Source organism: Paenibacillus chibensis (assembly GCF_004001045.1).
GTDB classification, from domain to species: domain Bacteria; phylum Bacillota; class Bacilli; order Paenibacillales; family Paenibacillaceae; genus Paenibacillus_AQ; species Paenibacillus_AQ chibensis.
Window position 1 is genome coordinate 55,671 of record NZ_BIMK01000019.1, and the last position, 18,435, is coordinate 74,105.

Consider the following 18,435-nt stretch of genomic DNA (forward strand, 5'->3'; position numbering starts at 1 on the left):
TTACGTGATTGGTTTTGCATTTTCAGCTTAGCACACATAAAAACGCTTACATATGTCTCATTCCTACGATGTAAGCGCTATTTTCTCTCTATTGCCTAAGCCGGATTCATCCCTTAAAATGAGAACCATCTTTTCCAAGGTCATGCCAACGGAGGTAGCTGCACTTGAAAAACAGAGCCTTGTCCATCCGTTCCAAGCTGATGATACTTTTTTCCGTCACGATCCTGTTCCCTGTACTCATTATCGCTTATGTGCTGCCCGCTTATTATACAAAGCTGATTACGACCGAAACCGAAAAGCTGACCGAGTCCACGCTCGTCGGCTTGACCAGCAATATACAGTACTATCTGGATGAGCTCGAGCGTGTGACCACGATTCCCTACAACTACAACGAAGTGATGTATGCTCTGAAAATCCGCTCCGCAGGCATATATAAGCAATCTGACAGCTACACCAAATACAAAGCGGATTATGCACTCTATAACACGCTTCCAAGCGTCCTTGAAAACATGCACAAGGAAATTTTGGGCACGCTGCTGCTGCCGCTGGACGGCTCCATATTCTATAAAGACAGCCGTTCAACGCTGTACACGGCCCGCAGCGATTATCCTTACCAGGAGCAGGATTGGTATAAGGAGGCCGTGAAGGCCAACGGCAGAGCCACCTTCGTCCGTGTACATCCCCAGGATTATCTTAAAATCGATAAGGTGCAGAGCGTGTTCTCGGTGGCTCGACTCATCCGCGATATGGATTCCCGGAAACCGATTGCCATCATCATGGCGGATGCCGACACAATCGTGATCGACCGGATTGTCCGCCAGCTAATCAGCAATGACTCCGTAGTCGTGATTACGGACAAAAACGAACAGCTCGTCTATGCCAGCAGCGACGTTCCCGCCGAAACCCTAAAGGAGCTTGCTTCATCTGCCGGTACCGTGGACTATCACGGGGAGGCGTACGTGCAGGTTTCCAAGACCGTTCCCTCCAGCTCTTGGAAGGTCACATCGCTCATTCCCCAAAGCCGCTTCACCGACAAGGTGAGGTGGATGCATACGACCGGGCTGATTTTCGCCTCCGGCGGCCTCGTGCTGACCCTGTTCCTGTTCTTGGCTTACTCCCGCAAGCTGCTGACTCCGTTCCGTGAGATGATTCAAGTGATGCGCCATGTGCAGCGCGGCGATATGACCAAACGCGTGGACATTCACGGCAAAGACGAAATTGCCGAGCTTGGGAGCGCGCTGAACCGCATGATCCGGCAGCTGGACGATATGGTCATTAGTGAATACCGCGCCAAGCTGAAGCAGCAGGACGCGGAAATGCAGGCGCTCCAGTCGCAAATCAAACCGCATTTTCTATATAACACGCTGAACGGCTTCATCGGGCTCAACCGCAGGCGCGAGCATGATACGCTCGATCGGGCGATCCGTTCCCTGAGCGGGCTGCTGCGTTATATTTTATCTTCCGATATGACCATCACCCTCACCGAGGAGCTAGAGATTATCCGCAAATATGCAGATCTGCAGTCCATGCGGTTCAGGGATCGCCTCTCTTTCCGGTTCGCGCTGGATGAGAAGCTCGCAGGACTGAAGATTCCCAAGCTGCTGCTGCAGCCGCTCGTGGAAAACTCGGTTGTGCATGGATTCGAGCCCTGCGAACATCCCTGCCTGATCGAGGTGGACGCGTTCCTCAAGCGGGAAGACGGACGTCCCCGGGCGGTCATCCGGGTGAAGGATAACGGAACCGGATTCGACCCGGCTGCGCTGACAAGCAAGGACCGCGTCGGCATGCGGAACGTAGAGGAGCGACTATCTCTTTCATATCCGGGTGCATCCACTCTCCAAGTGCTGAGCGCACCAGATCAAGGAACGTTGATTACAATTGCCATCGATCTTCCGGAGGAGGGATTTGCCGATGAATATCATTGTGGCTGACGATGAAATGCTGGCAAGAGAAACACTGCGCGGTATCCTGGAGGATACCGGAACCGCTCTTGACATTCGCGAGGCAGGAAGCGGGCAGGAGCTCATGGACCTGGTCCGGCGGCAGCCGCCGGATATCGCTTTCGTGGATATTCGCATGCCGGGTAAAAGCGGGTTGGAAGCGATCCAGGAAGTCCTGCCCTTTGCCCCATCCACCCAGTGGGTCATGCTCACCGGTTATGCCGAATTCGAATACGCGCGGGAGGCGATTAAGCTGGGGGCCGTCGAGTATTTGCTGAAGCCGGTGGAGCCGGAACGGGTGGAACACATTCTCAAGCAGGCCATCGCCAAGGCCGGGAAGGACTCACTCACCTATTGCAGGGATTTCGAAGCGCAGCTGATATCCGCTTTCCAGGAACAGAGCCTGCCGGAACCCATGCCGCCAAGCCCCGGCAAGACAGGCGAAAGCTGGCTTGCCTTAATCATCTATGAAGACAAACCCGCGCAGGCAGAAAGCGGCTCTCATGCGGATACGGGATTACCCGTGTCCCGGATTCTGCGGGAGCTGATGAACGAGTGCTGCTCGAAGGAGCTGCTGCTTGCCCTCGTTATGCTAGGAAAGGCGGAGTATCTCATAATCGGCAAAGCCTCCACCGACAAGGATCGACGCAGCCTGCTCCGCTTGCCTGAGCAGATGACGCAGCGTTTACAGCAGCTGGCCTCCTCCACGCGGCTGCTGACCCGGATGATGACGAGAGAACAACTGTCGCTGAGCTCCTTGCAGGATGAAGTCGCCATGCTAAGAGCATTGTCTCATTTACGCAGCGTTGTCGGTGGAACCGCCTTTCTGACATTGAACGAATTGAAGCCGCTTGCGGATAGCCCCGTATACGCGAAGGCTGGCCGCATCGCTGCCGAGCTGGCTCAAGCCTATCAGCGCGAGGATTATGTCTCATTCATCAGTTGCTGCGAGAAGCTCCAGACCCAGTGGGCAAGCGTCCCCGTTCATCCTGCAGCGCACGAAGATCGGCTCGCCGCCTTCCTCCACTGCACACTAGGGATAGAGCTGTCATCGGAGCCGCAGCGGGACCTAGCCTGGCTGGAGCAGCTACCGGAAGCAGGCGCCTCGATGCTGAAGAAAAAATCCAACGATGATCCCGCCAAACTGGATTGGCTGGAGGCCGTCATCCGGTATCTGGATGCGAACTTCTGCGGCGACGTGACCGTGGCCGGTGTGGCGGAACGGTTCCAGTTATCTCCCAATCATCTCAGCACCCATTTCCATAAGAAAATGGGTATCACATTCATTCAATACGTCACCCGCCTGCGGATGCTGAGAGCCCAGGAACTGCTCGCCATCCCAGGCATGAAGGTGTGCGAAGCCGCGGAACAGGTCGGGTACTACAGCACGCGCCACTTCACCAATTTGTTCAAGGAAATTGTCGGCTGCTACCCATCCGAATTCAGTAAAAATCATCAGCGGTAGCCATGTAATTAACCTCTTGCCGCTTGAAAATAGCCCCTGCCTTCGGCAAAAACCGAAGGACAGGGGCTTTCAATGGCAACTCTTATGCCTTATTTAAACTCCGGCAGCCAGCTGCCATGCGCTTCGATCAGATCGTCGCATAGCGCTACAATATCGTCCAAGGAGAGCTCTGCAGCCGTATGCGGATCGAGCATGGCGGCATGATAGATATGTTCCTTTTTGCCGGTCACGGCTGCCTCGATGGTCAGCAGCTGCGTGTTGATGTTCGTGCGGTTCAGCGCGGCCAGCTGCGGCGGCAAATCGCCTACGTAGGTCGGGGAAATGCCGGAGCGGTCCACGAGGCACGGCACCTCGACGCAGGCCTCCTTCGGCAGGTTGGTGATGAGCCCGGTGTTCATGACGTTGCCGCCGATCTTGAACGGCACGTTCGTCTCCATCGCTTCCATGATATACGACGCGTACTCCTTGGAACGCTGGTGCTCGATATGCTCGCTGGCGAAAATTTTCTCGCGCATTTCCTTCCAGCCATTGATTTGGTTCACGCAGCGGCGCGGGTATTCGTCGAGCGGAATGTTGTATTTCTCGATCAGCTCCGGATAGTTCTTCTTGATGAAGTACGGATGGTATTCCGCGTTATGCTCGGAGGATTCCGTCACGTAGTAGCCGAACCGGAGCATCAGCTCGAAGCGTACCATGTCGTGGTGCTTCTCCTTCTGCTTCTCGGCGGCGCGGCGCTTGATTTCCGGATACAGGTCGACGCCGTCCTTCTTCACTTCCAGCAGCCAGGCCATATGGTTGATGCCGGCGATTTTCGATTCCACGCCCGTCTGGTCCATATCGAGCGCTTTGAACAGCTCGGAGACACAGTGCTGCACGCTGTGGCAGAGACCGACAGTCCGGATCCCGCCCACCGTGTTCATCACATTGGTAAGCACCGCCATCGGATTCGTGTAATTGAGGAACTGGGCGTCCGGGCAAACCTCCTGCATGTCTCTCGCAAAATCGAGCATGACCGGAATGGTGCGCAGGTTGCGGAAAATGCCGCCGATCCCGAGCGTATCGGCAATCGTCTGGCGCAGACCGTATTTTTTGGGAATTTCGAAATCGGTGATGGTACACGGATCATATCCGCCCACCTGAATGGCGTTAATGACGTATTTGGCACCTTTGAGCGCGGCTTTACGGTCGCTGTAGGCTTTAATGACGCAGGTGCTGCCCAGCGTTAGCTTGATGCTGTTCAAGAGCCGCTCGGAATCCTGCAGGCGCTCCGGATCGATATCGAACAAGGCGAGCTCGAAGCCCTGCAGCGCAGGCGTCGACATGACGTCGCCGAGCACATTTTTAACAAAAACGGTACTTCCCGCACCGATAAACGTAATTTTGGACATAAAGGATATCCTCCCCTTCGGATTGCTATAATTTGATACTAACTATACCCTCCGGGCTGTGGGCAGAACATGGAGCAACCCCAGCAATACATGTCATAATCCCATTTTCGTATCCGTTTTCAGACGGTAATTATGCAGTTTTACCTGTTATAATATAGAGGCAAGCGGCTTAAGTAAGAAGGGAGGCGTCCGAAGTGGCGCAAATGAACGTCGATAATACCATGCCGGCCATGCAGGGCCATATGGATCTGAACCCGCTGTTCTTCGGCCTGGAGGAATGCATGCCGGGGCATACGTGGGGACCGGGTCTCCGCGATGCGTATATTTTGCATTACATTCACAGCGGGCGCGGCGTATTCCGTACCAGCGAAGCCGTATACGAGCTTGGGGCCGGGCAGGGCTTTGTCATTTTGCCGGATACGCTTGTCCATTACAGTGCCGATAGCGCCGACCCCTGGACGTATTCCTGGATCGGTTTCAAAGGGCTGAACGCCAAACCGCTGCTGCAGCGTGCGCACATCACCTCCGGGCGGCCCGTGTTCACGGAGCGTGCCGGGAGCTGCTTCAGCGGCTTTTATCGAGAACTGGAAGCGTCCCGCGACGCCCGCGGCAGCGACGTGCTCAGCCAAAGCATCCTCTACCGCATCCTGGCCGACTTGATCTCCTGTTCTCCTGAAACGGAAGACATCAGGCCGCAGCACTCCCGTGAAGCTTACATCCGCAAATCCATCGAATATATCGAAAGCAGCTACAGCCAAAAGGTCTCCGTGCTCGATATCGCCCGCTCCGTCGGTCTGGACCGTACCTACCTCTCCGGCCTGTTCAAGGAACAATTCGGCGTTTCGCTGCAAACGTTCCTGCTCGAATACCGGATGAACCGTGCCGCCGTTCTGCTGCGCAATCCCGAGCTGTCGGTCAGTGATATTTCGCGTTCCGTAGGGTATAATGATCCCTTTTTATTTTCGAAAATGTTCAAGAAGATGATGGGCTTGTCCCCGAGAACATACCGGGAAGAACGGCGCTGATTCACGGATTCGCATGACTGGCGGTGCAACAAGGCATACAAAGGCATACCCCAACAAGGATGCCGCGGTAAGCCGATACCCTCTGGATTGTTCTTAAAATCGAGGGTGCCCATCAAAACGAGTGCGAATCAGCGTCCGCAAGGCTTGGGCAAGTGATTCGTCTATGAAAAAAGCGTTCAACGGCCCGAGCTGGATTTGACCAATTTACTCAAAATCGGGGACTGCTTCACCGGGTGCGGGAACGGATAGCGCTTGCTCGGCGCATAGGCCGAGAGTCTCGCCTTTTTTTCATTCGTTCCGCTCTTCGTCTCCATGCCTTTCACCTGGGGGTTGCTGCTCAGGCTGCTGTTGTTCTCCAATTTGCTGACATACCGCAGACGTCCCCGTTCGAGAATATTCTCCGCCTGCTTGGTGTACAGCGATATTTCCATTCTTGTTCTGGCTTCCCTGATTTTTTGCTTAAGCCGGTTGTACTCATTGATCTCGTCACACGTCAGTGTGATCTTCCCAAGGGTCATGTCATCTTCTCTCCTTTGCGGTCTGAAATCGCCAGTTCAAAAGTCACTTCATCGGAGGGCTTCGGTTCGGGCACGCTGGACGCTACGATCGTCGGCAGCTTATCCTGAGAGGACACCTTGTCTTCCGCCGTCAGCTTGGCTTGCTTGGCGATGAAGCTGCCGCCGCCGAAACCGGCGATGATCGCCATGTAGATGTATTTCGGAAACTCGAGTCCGATCGGAAGCACGGCGATCAGCCCTGCACCGGCTCCAAGAACGAGATCCGAGAGGAAGCCGATATGATAATTTCTCCCTTTGGATCCGTCGCTGAGCTCAAGCTCGATGATTTTGGGCAGAATCAGGGATCCGTCATGGATATACAAGCTCGACAGGAGACCGCCAAACGAACCCGACGCAATGATCACCAAAAAATCAGTCCAATGCATGATTGGATTCCCCCATACTTTCTAATATGTCATTCGCAGCCGAATGGTGATTTCAAAAAGTGACAAGAGGCTGACAATTCAGCAGGCATCCTTTGTTCTGCTATTCTATGCGCGGGTCCGCGGCAACTTGCGAGGTTTTTAAGATAACGGACAGGTTGTTATGCGAAGCAAGAAAAGATCCCAGAGCTGCTCGCAGCCTGGACGCATAGCATCATTTCGCAATCCCGAACGCAAAAAAGCGGCTGCCAAGCAGCCGCTTTGATCCTCAATTACATCTTTTCTTTTTACCAGCCAAAATCCAGCGTATTTCCCGTTTCCGCCACGGTCTTGATGTTGCTCAGGATCATCCACCAGTGCCCCTCGGTATTCTCGAAGGAAGGATGGTTGTCCGACCACTGATCGTTGACGAGCGTTAATTTCGTGCATTTGCCTACCGCCTCCAGCGTAAACGTCACCCGGGAGGTCAGCTCCTGGTGATTGGCGTGATAGGACGGTCCCGGATGCTCAAGGTAGCTCAGCACCTTGCCCTGTTCATACGCGAGAATTCCCCCGTAAACATGCACCGTCTCATCGCCGTCCGCACCCGGTCCCACGTAAGCAAACGGCTCTCCGGCTTTAAAGCTCGATTGCAGCACGCAGTTGAAAAAGGTTTTCTTCGTTCCCTCGGGCGCTACCAGCAAGCTCCATACATTTTCCTGACCGGCGCCGATATAAAACTCGTATTTCAGGCTATGGCTCATATTTCTTGCACGCTCCTTTTGTGTTGGTTATGTTTTTACTTTTACAATGAACGCCTGTCTGCAAATCTGGAAACTTATGCTAAACTAAGAATACCTTTGGCCGAAGCCTCTGTATTGTAAAAACACGACAGGAACGCCAGTTCTATAAAAAATCTTTCAGAGCAGTGCTTTGAATATATAAGGAGCGTGACCCTATGCCTGCAGGATTGCCAAGACCCAGCATGGGCGTCATGAATCTGCAGGGCGGCGAGAAAAGATTCAAGCTGTCCCGTATCGCAGCCTCAGACGCCTTAAGCTTCTTCGTCAAGCATTATTGGATCGTCAGCTGGGACTGTACCGACAAGGAGCCTTACCTTCAGCACGTTGTGCCCAACCCCTGCGTCAATCTGGTTGTGGAGCCGCAGAAAACCCTGATCTTCGGACCGTCCACCCGGAAATTCTCTTATCCGATTCACGGCAAGGGAGTCGTGTTCGGCGTCAAGTTCAAGCCCGGCGGTTTCTATCCGTTCTTGAATCAGCCCGTCTCCACCCTGCTGGATCATCCGCTTGAGGTACAGAACATCCTGGATCTGAGCGGCCCGGAGCTTGAACGGGAAATGCTCTCCCTGGGTACGGAGCAGGAGATGGCCGCGGTCATGGACCGGCTGCTGCTGTCCAAGCTGCCCGATCCGGATGAGCAGGTGCTGCTCGTGAACCGGATCATCGACTTCATTGCCGGCGAACGCGAAGTCTCCAAGGTTGATCAGGTCTGCGAGCATGTAGGTATGCATATCCGCAAGCTGCAGCGGCTGTTCGATCAATATGTCGGCATCAGCCCGAAATGGGTGATCCGCCTATACCGCCTGCAAAATGCCGCCGAAACGATGGACCGACGCCTTCCCGTAGATCTGGCGCGCCTGGCCATGGAGCTCGGCTACCACGACCAGCCGCATTTCAGCAAAGACTTCAAGGCGGTCGTCGGCTGCACGCCCGAGGAATATCGGCGATCCGTGGAGGAAAGCTAGGCGGGTGCCGCGGGTTATTCCACCGAAAGACGCATGCGCTCCGCTTCGTCCCCCAAGCCGATGCTGCGCAGGGACGACTCCAGCATGTCCTGTAAAACGGTCATCCCGGATAGGACATGCATCTGGATATCCCGGATCAGTGCCTTCACCGCAGGCGGATCGGCATGCTCCAGAAACCTTCCGATAGCATCGGTGTCGATGATGCCATCAGCCCCGATAGAATATAACGCGCCTGTATACGGCACTTCTGCTTGTCCCGGCGTCGGAAGAACATGCAGACGGGCCTGGGTGTGAATCCAGGCTTCGCGGTCCCGTTTGGCCTGCTGCTCCTGCACATAGCGGTATGGAAAGTCGATCTGCGGCAGCCGTATCCGTTCCCTCACCCGCTGTTGGATCTCCTCTCGTCGGCACTCCCTTTCTGCGTCGGGAAGGTAAGGCATGCCATCATAACCCAGAACTTCACGGTGAACGAATTCGTCATATGCCTCTTCCGACGGGAAATGATTATAAAAAAGCGCGGATTCGTTCATATTGATGGCCAAAAAATGCTCCAGGTTCTCGGCGATGACCCGCACCGGGCAATCAGAATCCATCGGGGTCACGCATACCACCGGCGCCTCATCCAGCGTCCGAACCGTTCCGAAATCCGTCAGCAGGCCATAATGAATGCCGTCCGCTCCAATGTTGCCGAACACCACCACATCGCATGGGGTGTTAAAGTAACGGTATTCTTGATCATGAACAAGGTAAAAGAAAAGCCCGTCATCCAGGTGGCGTCCCTCTTCCTTCAAGCTTTTATCAATGCTGGACAATTCCCGCAGCACACGGGGAAGGGCATATTTGCCAAAATTTATTTTAAAGGCGTGTTCATTGTACATAAAATAGACCCTCCTCATGATCCCCATCATCATTTCATCGCCCCAAACGCCACGCCCAGCAGCCACAATACCACCAGCAACCAAAAAATCGGCAGTGACAGGGACAATACGAGCGCAATTCGCAGCAGCCATCTTCTGGGGGCATTCCTGATCAGCCCTGCAAGCGCAAGCGAAAAAGAGACAACCGTAAGCAGCACGAGCGCGAACCCGCTGTACGGAAACCGCTCAGGCGGAATTTGCAGCGGAATCACATAAACGAAAAGAAAGCAAAGCAGCCCCGCGGTTAGAGCGGCCCAGCATAGAGCGCCTTCATGCCTGCCTCTTCGCTTCAGCATAATCTATCCCCTTCCACTCTCATCCCTTAACTATTTTACCATTTAAAACCATACATTTGGCGTTATTGTTGATATAACTCGTCGTTTTTACGCTGACGCTTACAAGGTTACGATGGCGGCAATCATGCTATGGGCTGCTTGCTCCGGAATTAGAAAAAGGGGCTTCCTCAGGTCTGCCCAACCTACTGGAATGCCCCTTTTATGTATGTTCGTTACGCTTGCCCGATCGGCAGATAGATATCCACCGTTGTTCCTTCATGGACCGTGCTTGTAATGACCAGCCGTCCTTTATGTGCCTCGATGATTTTTTTCACGATCATCATGCCAAGGCCGTTGCCCTCCGGCTTCGTGGTATGAAAGGGCTCTCCGAGCCGCTGCAGCACGTCATCGGTCATGCCGACGCCGGTATCGGCAAAACGGATGAGCTGGTAAGCTCCTTCCGTGTCGAGCAGAATTTGCACGCTTCCGCCGTAAGGCATGGCTTCCACGGCATTTTTCAATATATTCATGAATACCTGTTTAATCTGGTTGCGGTCGCAGCGGATCACATGATCCCTTTTATTCTGGAAATCCAGCGTGATGCCGTTCAGAGAAGCCTCAATTTCAAACAGATTCAGCACTTCCTCCAAAATAGGCAGACAGCGCTCCTGCAGAAAATGAACGACCTGCGGCTTACCCAAAATCAGAAATTCGCTGACGATCAGGTTCATCCGCTCCAGCTCCGACATAATGAGATCATAATGCCGCATGCGCGTATCCTTCTCCGCCAGTTGCAGCATCCCTTTGACGGTCGTGAGCGGATTACGGATCTCATGCGCAATGCCTACGGCAATTTGTCCGGCAAAAACCAGCTTTTCCGTATGGCGCAGCATTTCTTCGGTCTTCTTCATTTCTGTAATGTCGCGCAGGCTCCCTACCGCTCGGATGAGAGTTTGATCCATATCATATACCGGCAGCACGTCCAGCATGTAATAATGGTCCACGCCCTTTACATTCACGCACAGCTCCACGCCGATGCATTCCTCGCTGCGTTGGATCACCCGCTGAAAATAGCAGCTGATCATGCCGATATCGTACACGGAGAAATGCTGATACACGGCTTGAGGATTCAACTGCAGCATGGATTGGCAGCGTTCGTTCATCTCCAGGATGCGCCCCTGTTCGTCCGTGATGACGACACCGTAAAAGTTCGTATCCAGCAGAAACTGGTTCAACACTTGCAGCTGGGTGTTTTGCCTGCGGAGCAGCAGCTCCCGCTCCACCGAATCCGCCATAGTACATAGAAGGGCAAGCAAATGGGGATGGGCAAAACGAATGTCCGTCATCAGTGAGATGGTTCCCGCCACCTCGCCTCCGTTCCTGTGGAAACCGGATGTATAACATGCCAGTCCATGAAGGATCTCATGATAATGATCATCGCCGATCAGCTGAAAAGGACAGCCGTGGGCCAGGCACAGATCAATGGAGTTCGTGCCCGCGTCCTTGTTGAATTGGATGCCTTCCTCGATTCCCAACTGCCTCACCGTCTCGATGATGCTTGGGTCACCCGCAAATTCCAAAATATATCCCCGGTCATCGGTAACCGCAATCATAATCGGACTGCCCGATATAGAGGAGAGGAATTTATGGATGAACAAGTGGATCACTTCGATGTACTCCCTATACTTCGCCAGCTTTGCCTTCAGCTCCGCGTGACTGTATCGCCGGCTAAACACGGGAAGCTCGCCGGGTTTCATGCCCGTTTGTCTGCAATACTGCTTGGACACCGCGATGGCATTGGCAGTATCCACTTTAACTAATGGCCCTTCCATACTGCATACCTCATTTATTCTATACTCATTCACTCGGCATTGATATCGGACCGTAAAAATGCAAGTGGTTTCATTATGATGGAGTCCCCCCCTATCATAACACCCAATGAATAATCCTTCACTAATGATTTTGCAGTCCCGCAAATTCAGCCTGGAGCGTTTGTATGTTACACTGTGGTTATTCAAAATGCAGAGATTGATCTAACTCCAAGCTTCGATAAAAGGAGGATGCCATGCAGCCATTCACCGCATCCGTCATTGAACAAATCAAAGCCATTCCCACCGGCAAAGTCATGACTTACGGAGGCATCGCCGCCGCAGCCGGAAGTCCTCGCGCCGCAAGGCAGGTCGTCCGCATCCTTCACTCCATGAGCGGCAAGCATGAGCTGCCTTGGCACCGGGTCGTGAACGCCAAAGGCGAAATTGCCCTTGTTGACGATGAAGCCCGCTTCCTGCAGCAAACCCTGCTCGAAGATGAAGGGGTGGAATTCATGCGGGACGGCCTGATTGATTTGTCGGTGTACGGGGTATAGCCCGTCACCCGTCACCCGTCACCCATCGCGGTGCTTACACGTAGAAACAAACGTGCAGATACGAATCGTATCTGCACGTTTGTCATATTAAAGCTGCACGGACTTGAACGCTTAAGGCGTTCCTTGAGGAAGCGCGTCGTCTCCACCGGAAGCGGCTCCATCACTGGCAGTGGAATCCCCGCCTGGCACAATGCCTTCTTCCGGAGTCTGCTCCGGTGCGGGCTCCGCTGCCTTGACCGTGAAATGAACGGTGGAATTGGAGGTCTTTTGGCTTTTCGTATGGACCGCCGTAACGACAAGCGTGTAGCTCCCCGGCGTCGTAATCGGCGTGCCTTTGATATATGCGGCTCCATTCAACAGAGCGCTGCTTTGCGTATCCGCTGCGTCGGCCCATTCCGGGGAAATGCCCGAAGCATACGTTTCCCCGTCGGTCACGCCGCTAATGACCGGCGCATCCGGTATCACGGGCAGTTCAGCGTTCTCAGGAGCCTCGAATGGAATTCCCTTCAATCCGTTCGCCAGCGCAGTAAGCAGGCGTCCCGACGCATCCTGGCTGTATTCCCAGAACATGGCCCCGGCCAGCTGCTGATCAAGCACGTATTTCGCTTTCTCCGATACGGATTGTTCATCGTCGTACGAGACGAAGATGCTGCCGTCGAACAAGTACGGCGCTTTGGCCGTATCGTCCCAATAGCGGGTAAATCCTTGATCGGCAGTATACTGTGCAAGAATATCATTAAAGGTTGGCGTTACACCGGTGCCGGTTGCATCCTGACCCAGGCCGTGCTGGTCCCCGGATTTCACGCCGGTCCATAAATGTCCGTAAAATGCAGCCCCGATAACCAGCTTATCCGCCGGCACGTTGCTTCCTAAATACAATCTAACGGACGAATCCACGCTTATGCTTCCGCCATACAGATTCGTATGATGCTCGGTCTGGGCGCTCCAGCCTCCGGCAAAGTCATACGTCATCAGATTGATATTGTCCACGTACTTGACGACCTCATGGATTTCCACGCCATTCAAGTAGTTCTGCGTCGCGCCGGCAGCGATCGTCAGCTCATAATAACGATGCTTCTCTAGGCCAAGCCCGTTCAGCTTCTCGCGCAGCAGCTTCAGCAGCAGCGAGAAGTTCTGTTTGTCCTCCGGTCTCCCCGTGGTGTCTCCCGCATTCTGGGTCGGATATTCCCAATCCAGGTCAATGCCGTCCAAATCATATTTTTTCACGTAATCGATGATGCTGCCCGCAAAGGTCTCGCGGCTTTCCTCGGTCAACGCGGCATCCGAGAAGCCATCCGCGGCCCAGCCGCCGACCGAGTTCAATATTTTCAAATGCGGATTTTCTTTTCTCAGCTCCCGCAAATAGGCGTAATTCGCATCATCGTTTTGGCCTTTCAGTGGAATGATTCTGTTGTCTTGAATATGGGTGAACGCATAGTTGATATGCGTCAGCTTGCTCGCGTCAATCGGATGGGCATTCGACCAATCGACCCAGCCCGGCACATAGGCGATGGCTTTCAATCCCTTTTTCTTGACGGTAAAAGGAACCTCGGTCTTTTTCGTTTTGAGGCTCTTGCCATGCACCGTAATCAGGGTGAGGACATAGTCTCCAGGCGCCGTGATCGCGGTGCCTTTCACGTACGGTTGACCGTTCAGCTGAGCTGTACTCACCGTCCCCGGTGCATCGCTCCATTCCGGCACGAAGCCAAAGTCGTATTCCCCATCGTCCTGCACCCGTATCTGCGGCTTATCCGGTATGGAGGTGGTATCCTCTTCAAACTTCTTGCCCTTCAGTCCGTCGTTCAGAGCGGTAAGAAGGCTGCCCGACGCATCCTGGCTGTATTCCCAGAACATGGCCCCGCCCAGCTTGTGATCAAGCACGTACTTCGCTTTCTCCGCCATGGACTGCGGATCGTCATAGGAAATAAACGTACTGCCGTCAAAAAGATACGGCGCTTTCGCATTATCATCCCAGTAACGGACAAAGTCGCTATCCGCGTTGTAGTTGGCCAGAATGTCCGTATAGACCGGCGTCTCCCAGGAACCTTCTGCCCCCTGACCCAGGCCGTTATGCTCCGCCGATTGCACTTTTGTCCACTTGTGGCTGTAGAACGCAGCTCCGATGACCAGCTTATTCGTTGGAACATGGCTATTTGAGAACAATGTAACAGCATGGTCAGCACTCTGGCCGTCTCCGAACAAATTGGTATGATGCTCGGTTTGGGTGCTCCAGCCGCCTGCAAAGTCATACGTCATCAGGTTGATGTTATCCACGTATTTGGCAACCTGATCGATTTCGACTCCGTCGAGGTAGGACTTCGTAGCCCCGGCCGCAATCGTAAGCTCATAATACTTGTTATTTTCCAAGCCCAGCTCGTTCAGCTTCTCGCGGATCAGCTTGAGCAGCAACGTGAAATTCTCCCTGTCTTCCGCTCTCCCCGTGGTGTCTCCCGCTTCCTGGGTCGGATATTCCCAATCCAGGTCAATCCCGTCGAGGTGATACTTTTTTACATAATCGATGATGCTGTCTGCAAATGTGTTCCGTGAAGCGCCCGTCAGAGCCGCATCCGAGAAGCCGTCAGCCGCCCAGCCGCCAACCGAGTTCAAGATTTTCAGATTCGGATTTTGGGATTTCAGGCCGCTCAGGTAAGCATAGTTATCATCGTCGTTCTGGCCTTCGAGCGGAATAATCTTGTTATCCTTAATGTGGGTAAATGCGTAGTTGATATGGGTCAGCTTGGAAGCATCCACCGGCTGCATATCCGACCAGTTGCTCCAGCCTGCCACGTAGCCGATCAGCTTCGTCTGCGGCTCCATCGTAAATTTGACGGTGGTGCTCGCTTTTTTGCCGCTCGCCTTATGCACAGCGGTCACGATCAGCTCGTAGCTTCCCGCTTCGATAATCCCGCTGCCCTTCACGTAGGCAGCGCCATTCAATGATGCACTGGTGGCTGTATTCGGCGCATCCGTCCAATTCGGAAGCACGCCCGCGTGATACGTCGTGCCGTTCAGGACGCCTGTTACGACAGGCGCCTGCGGTACGGTCGTATCCACGCCTCCGCCGTTATCTCCGCCCGAGCCCGACCCGCCGCCGGAGCCGCTGCTGCCGGAACCGCCTGACGATCCCGTGCCGCCGTTTCCGCCGGCACCTACCTTGATCGAACTGGCTTGTGGACCATCGGTGCTCAGCGGTGCCGTTTCGAAAGAGGAACCTTTGGCCCCGTCATTGATGGTGGCCTTCTGAATTTTGCCCTTGCCCTTCACTTGGGTCAGCGCGTTCAGCACCAAGCTGGAGATGCTGGCATCACTGCCGAGCTGCAGCGTGTTGCCCTGTCCGTCGATCACGACGGTTCCGAGCGAGCCGCCACTGATTTCCAGCACGATACCCGCGGCCTTGATCGTGAGCGTCCCCTCCACTTTTACGTTTTTGAACGTAATAGCTCCGGGACCTGCTCCAATGTCCACCACAAGGTTTCCATGAAACATGACATTTTGCAGTGTGACGCCTGAGGCCTTGATCACGGCATCCCCTTCAACCATGTCCATTCCCTGCCCCGGACCGTAGGTCCCCGCTTTATCATAGGTAACCACTCCCGCCAGAGCAGCTGGCAGACGGCTGATCAGCGCTACGCCTTCAGCCCGCGTAAGCGGCGTCTTCGGACGCAGCGTGCCATCCTCGTATCCGCCCAGCTTACCCTGCTCCAGCAAATAAGCAAGCGCCTGCTTGCCCCAGGCCGAGATGCTGCCGGCATCCTTGAACCGGCTCAGTCCGGCGTCGTTAACCGTTCCCGCTTTCACAATCTTGGCCAGCATGACTGCGGCTTCTTCCCTGGATATGATCCGGTCCGGATGAATGCTGCCATCTTCATATCCCGTCATGTATCCCGCCTCCAGGGCTTTTGCGGCTTCCTCATACTGCCACTGACCGGGCTTCACGTCGGGAAACGTGATATCTTTATGACCGGTAAAATGAAAATAACGGTTGATCATGGCCATCCATTCGGCCCGGGTCAAAGCCTGATTCGGCTTGATGGAGCCGTCCGGATAGCCCTTAAGCAGGCCTTGATCCTTCCAGTCCGTAAGCAGCTGCTCCGCCCAATGGCCGCGGGTATCGGAGGAGCCGGCTGAAGCCTGTCCGGCCACAGCAAATGATGAAAAGATCATGGCTGCACATACGAAGCATATCAACCACTTCCATTGCAACCTCTTCTGAAGCGCTTTCATATTACACCCCATTCCAACTGATTTATTGCATTGCGCTTGCCTGCAGCGATAAGCAGCCCTTCACCTCCAACTGCCGCCTGTTGGGACGCATGCATGGCTATTAAACCCGGCCCTGAAAGGCCGGACTTAATGACGGTTACGGTTCTGACTGATCAGGAAGATTGGATGAGCTTCTGTCTAATAGAAGTGAAGTCTCGGTGCGGAAGTGTCCGGGAGAGCACGAAGGATGAGGAGCTTGCGAGTGAAAGCAAACGGAAGTCGACGACATTTCAGGTGACGCATAGGTCAGTCATACAGCGAATTTACATACAGCATAGCATCCCTTTTTGTCTGCGAAAATCGGTTTCACGATAAGTATCTTATTTCATTGATTTGTATCTTTTTTTGCGGACGAAAAAGCAGCCTCCGGCCTGTTTAAGACCGGAGGCTGCTCCTTTTTTCGGGGTTAAGGCAGTGTCGAAAGGAACGGCTTAACCGTATTGGCGAAGTTATAGCTACTTGTTTTATCCCAGTTGATCGACCATGTCATGGCCCCGCGGATATCCGGGTACTTGGCCACCGGCTTGTAGCTGCCGCAGTTCGTACCGCTTGCCAGACAGCTCAGCGCGTTATTGACGACGCTCGGGGCGACGTAGCCGCCGCCGGCTGCGCTCGGCACGGCGGGAACGCCGATGCCCAGCTGCGACGGAGCCACCCACTGGAGCGACAGGTCGGACAGCGCCGTCAGGAAATCGACCGTTCCCTGCGAGTAGCATTTGCCGTCGCGTCCGAGCATACAACCGGAGTTGTAATACTGAACGTTGATCACGGTCGTGATGCTCTTCAAATTATTGTAGAGCTGCATATAAGACGTGCTGTTGCTTTGCATATCGATCGTTTGCGGAGCCATCGTCAGGATGAAGCCGGAGCCCACCTTCTGCTGCAGCTGCTTGACGGCGGTCGTCAGATTGGCGACGTTCATGCCATTCTCCAGATCGATATCTATGCCGTCAAGGCCATAGGTCGTGATGAGGTTATACATGCTGTCCACGAAATTGGCCACGTTCGGTGAGGCGCTGCCCAGGTTGACGTTGCCCTTTTCTCCGCCGACCGAGATGATAACCTTCTTGCCTTGCGCATGCTTAGCCGCAATATCGCTGATTAGATTGGCATTCGTATATCCGCCCAAGGCACTGGAGAGCGACGAATCGACGTTAAACGTGACGCCGCCCGGCTTGGCGGGATCCATGTCGGCAAAAGCCAGCACGATGATATCATATTGGCTCGGCACATCGCTCAGCTTCAGATTCGAGGATCCGTTGATGAAGTTATGCCAGTAGCCTGTCAGTACATGCTTCGGAAGCTGGCCCGTTCCACCGCCGGAGCTTTGGGTCGTTGCCGAAACGGCTGCGCTTTGCGGAGAGACGTTGCCCGCGGCATCCTTGGCGGCTACCTTGAAGGTATATGCCGTGCCTGCCGCCAGTCCCGTAACCGTGGCTGTCGTTCCCGTGACCGTCATCACCTGCGTCGTGCCTTGGTAGACGTTATAGCCTGTCACCCCGACATTGTCGGTGGAAGCGTCCCAGGCAAGGGCGATGCTGGAGGAAGTGACTGCGGTGGACCTCAGATTGGCGGGAGCGGTTGGAGCCTGCTGGTCCGCGCCGCCTCCGCCGCCGGTCACGAGCTGCCACAAGGCAGGCACATTCGGCGGTTCCCAGCCCGTCAATGAGGTATGCGCCTGAATGACTTTATAGGTGCTGCCGCCATAGGTGGCGGTATCGTTCACCGCATAAGCCACATTCGGAGCCCATGCCCCCCGGTCGGCAGCGGATGCCATCGACGGCAGCAGCCCGACAAACAGCGCGATTACGATGAATAAAGGCATAAATCTTTTAAACATGGTCCCTTTGAGAGATAAAGCTTTTCCCATGATTTCCGCCTCCTAAATATGAATTAGTGATGAAAGCTGTCCTCTTGTACCGTCCTGCTGGCCAGCACCTCCCTCTTCAATTGAATAACAGACCTGGATGGATTACACCGGCGGAGCGACATATGATTCATATGCAAAAGCATAAGAAGAACAATGTGGAAACAACCGTACTACTGCTGCGCAAAGCGTCATAGGATCGGGTATTGGCATAAGAAAAACGTCTATCGACGTACCTTCAAA

Annotated in this window: 14 protein-coding genes; 5 read left to right on the plus strand and 9 right to left on the minus strand. The window is 54.2% G+C overall.

Annotated features, from left to right (window positions below):
• The first annotated feature begins 164 nt into the window (after window positions 1-164).
• On the plus strand, window positions 165-1,931 hold the full coding sequence (locus PCH05_RS16315) for a cache domain-containing sensor histidine kinase (protein WP_127603769.1): 1,767 nt from the start codon (window positions 165-167) through the stop codon (window positions 1,929-1,931).
• On the plus strand, window positions 1,912-3,405 hold the full coding sequence (locus PCH05_RS16320; RefSeq protein ID WP_127603771.1) for a response regulator transcription factor: 1,494 nt from the start codon (window positions 1,912-1,914) through the stop codon (window positions 3,403-3,405). The genes PCH05_RS16315 and PCH05_RS16320 overlap by 20 nt, the downstream gene beginning before the upstream one ends.
• 89 nt (window positions 3,406-3,494) lie before the next feature.
• Here PCH05_RS16320 and PCH05_RS16325 read toward each other — a convergent pair whose 3' ends face one another.
• Complete coding sequence (locus tag PCH05_RS16325; RefSeq protein WP_127603773.1) at window positions 3,495-4,793, minus strand: alpha-glucosidase/alpha-galactosidase; 1,299 nt, start codon at window positions 4,791-4,793, stop codon at window positions 3,495-3,497.
• Window positions 4,794-4,996: 203 nt separating this feature from the next.
• On the opposite strand from PCH05_RS16325, the gene PCH05_RS16330 reads away from it, so the two are divergent.
• A complete protein-coding gene (locus PCH05_RS16330; protein ID WP_127603807.1) occupies window positions 4,997-5,818 on the plus strand; it encodes an AraC family transcriptional regulator in 822 nt (273 codons plus the stop codon).
• Between the two features lie 176 nt (window positions 5,819-5,994).
• Here PCH05_RS16330 and PCH05_RS16335 read toward each other — a convergent pair whose 3' ends face one another.
• The 3 genes from PCH05_RS16335 to PCH05_RS16345 form a co-directional block, all read right to left on the minus strand.
• Entirely contained in the window at window positions 5,995-6,336 is a 342-nt protein-coding gene (locus tag PCH05_RS16335; RefSeq protein ID WP_127603775.1) for a phospholipase D-like domain-containing protein, read from the minus strand.
• Window positions 6,333-6,761 carry a DUF4257 domain-containing protein gene (locus PCH05_RS16340; protein ID WP_127603777.1) on the minus strand — a complete coding sequence of 143 codons (429 nt, stop codon included), beginning with the start codon at window positions 6,759-6,761 and terminating at the stop codon, window positions 6,333-6,335. Before PCH05_RS16340 ends, PCH05_RS16335 begins: the two co-directional genes overlap by 4 nt.
• Window positions 6,762-7,045: 284 nt before the next feature.
• Complete coding sequence (locus PCH05_RS16345; protein ID WP_127603779.1) at window positions 7,046-7,501, minus strand: SRPBCC domain-containing protein; 456 nt, start codon at window positions 7,499-7,501, stop codon at window positions 7,046-7,048.
• Between the two features lie 194 nt (window positions 7,502-7,695).
• Between PCH05_RS16345 and PCH05_RS16350 the strand changes: the two genes are divergently transcribed.
• Window positions 7,696-8,505, plus strand: a complete 810-nt coding sequence (locus PCH05_RS16350; protein WP_127603781.1) for an AraC family transcriptional regulator — start codon at window positions 7,696-7,698, stop codon at window positions 8,503-8,505.
• A 14-nt stretch (window positions 8,506-8,519) separates the two neighbouring features.
• Here the strand turns inward: PCH05_RS16350 and PCH05_RS16355 are convergent, their stop codons facing one another.
• From PCH05_RS16355 to PCH05_RS16365, 3 genes are all read right to left on the minus strand, one after another.
• Window positions 8,520-9,383 (minus strand): hypothetical protein, encoded by an 864-nt coding sequence (locus PCH05_RS16355; protein WP_127603783.1) that lies wholly within the window; start codon window positions 9,381-9,383, stop codon window positions 8,520-8,522.
• Window positions 9,384-9,412: 29 nt separating this feature from the next.
• The gene (locus PCH05_RS16360; RefSeq protein WP_127603785.1) at window positions 9,413-9,718 is read right to left on the minus strand and encodes a hypothetical protein; all 306 of its coding nucleotides are present in this window, start codon (window positions 9,716-9,718) and stop codon (window positions 9,413-9,415) included.
• 212 nt (window positions 9,719-9,930) lie between these two features.
• On the minus strand, window positions 9,931-11,529 hold the full coding sequence (locus PCH05_RS16365) for an ATP-binding protein (protein ID WP_127603787.1): 1,599 nt from the start codon (window positions 11,527-11,529) through the stop codon (window positions 9,931-9,933).
• A 233-nt stretch (window positions 11,530-11,762) separates the two neighbouring features.
• On the opposite strand from PCH05_RS16365, the gene PCH05_RS16370 reads away from it, so the two are divergent.
• A complete protein-coding gene (locus PCH05_RS16370; RefSeq protein WP_127603789.1) occupies window positions 11,763-12,062 on the plus strand; it encodes an MGMT family protein in 300 nt (99 codons plus the stop codon).
• 111 nt (window positions 12,063-12,173) lie between these two features.
• Here the strand turns inward: PCH05_RS16370 and PCH05_RS16375 are convergent, their stop codons facing one another.
• A complete protein-coding gene (locus PCH05_RS16375) occupies window positions 12,174-16,226 on the minus strand; it encodes a glycosyl hydrolase family 18 protein (RefSeq protein ID WP_164766675.1) in 4,053 nt (1,350 codons plus the stop codon).
• A gap of 505 nt (window positions 16,227-16,731) precedes the next feature.
• Window positions 16,732-18,195 (minus strand): chitinase, encoded by a 1,464-nt coding sequence (locus tag PCH05_RS16380; protein ID WP_127603793.1) that lies wholly within the window; start codon window positions 18,193-18,195, stop codon window positions 16,732-16,734.
• Window positions 18,196-18,435: the final 240 nt, after the last annotated feature.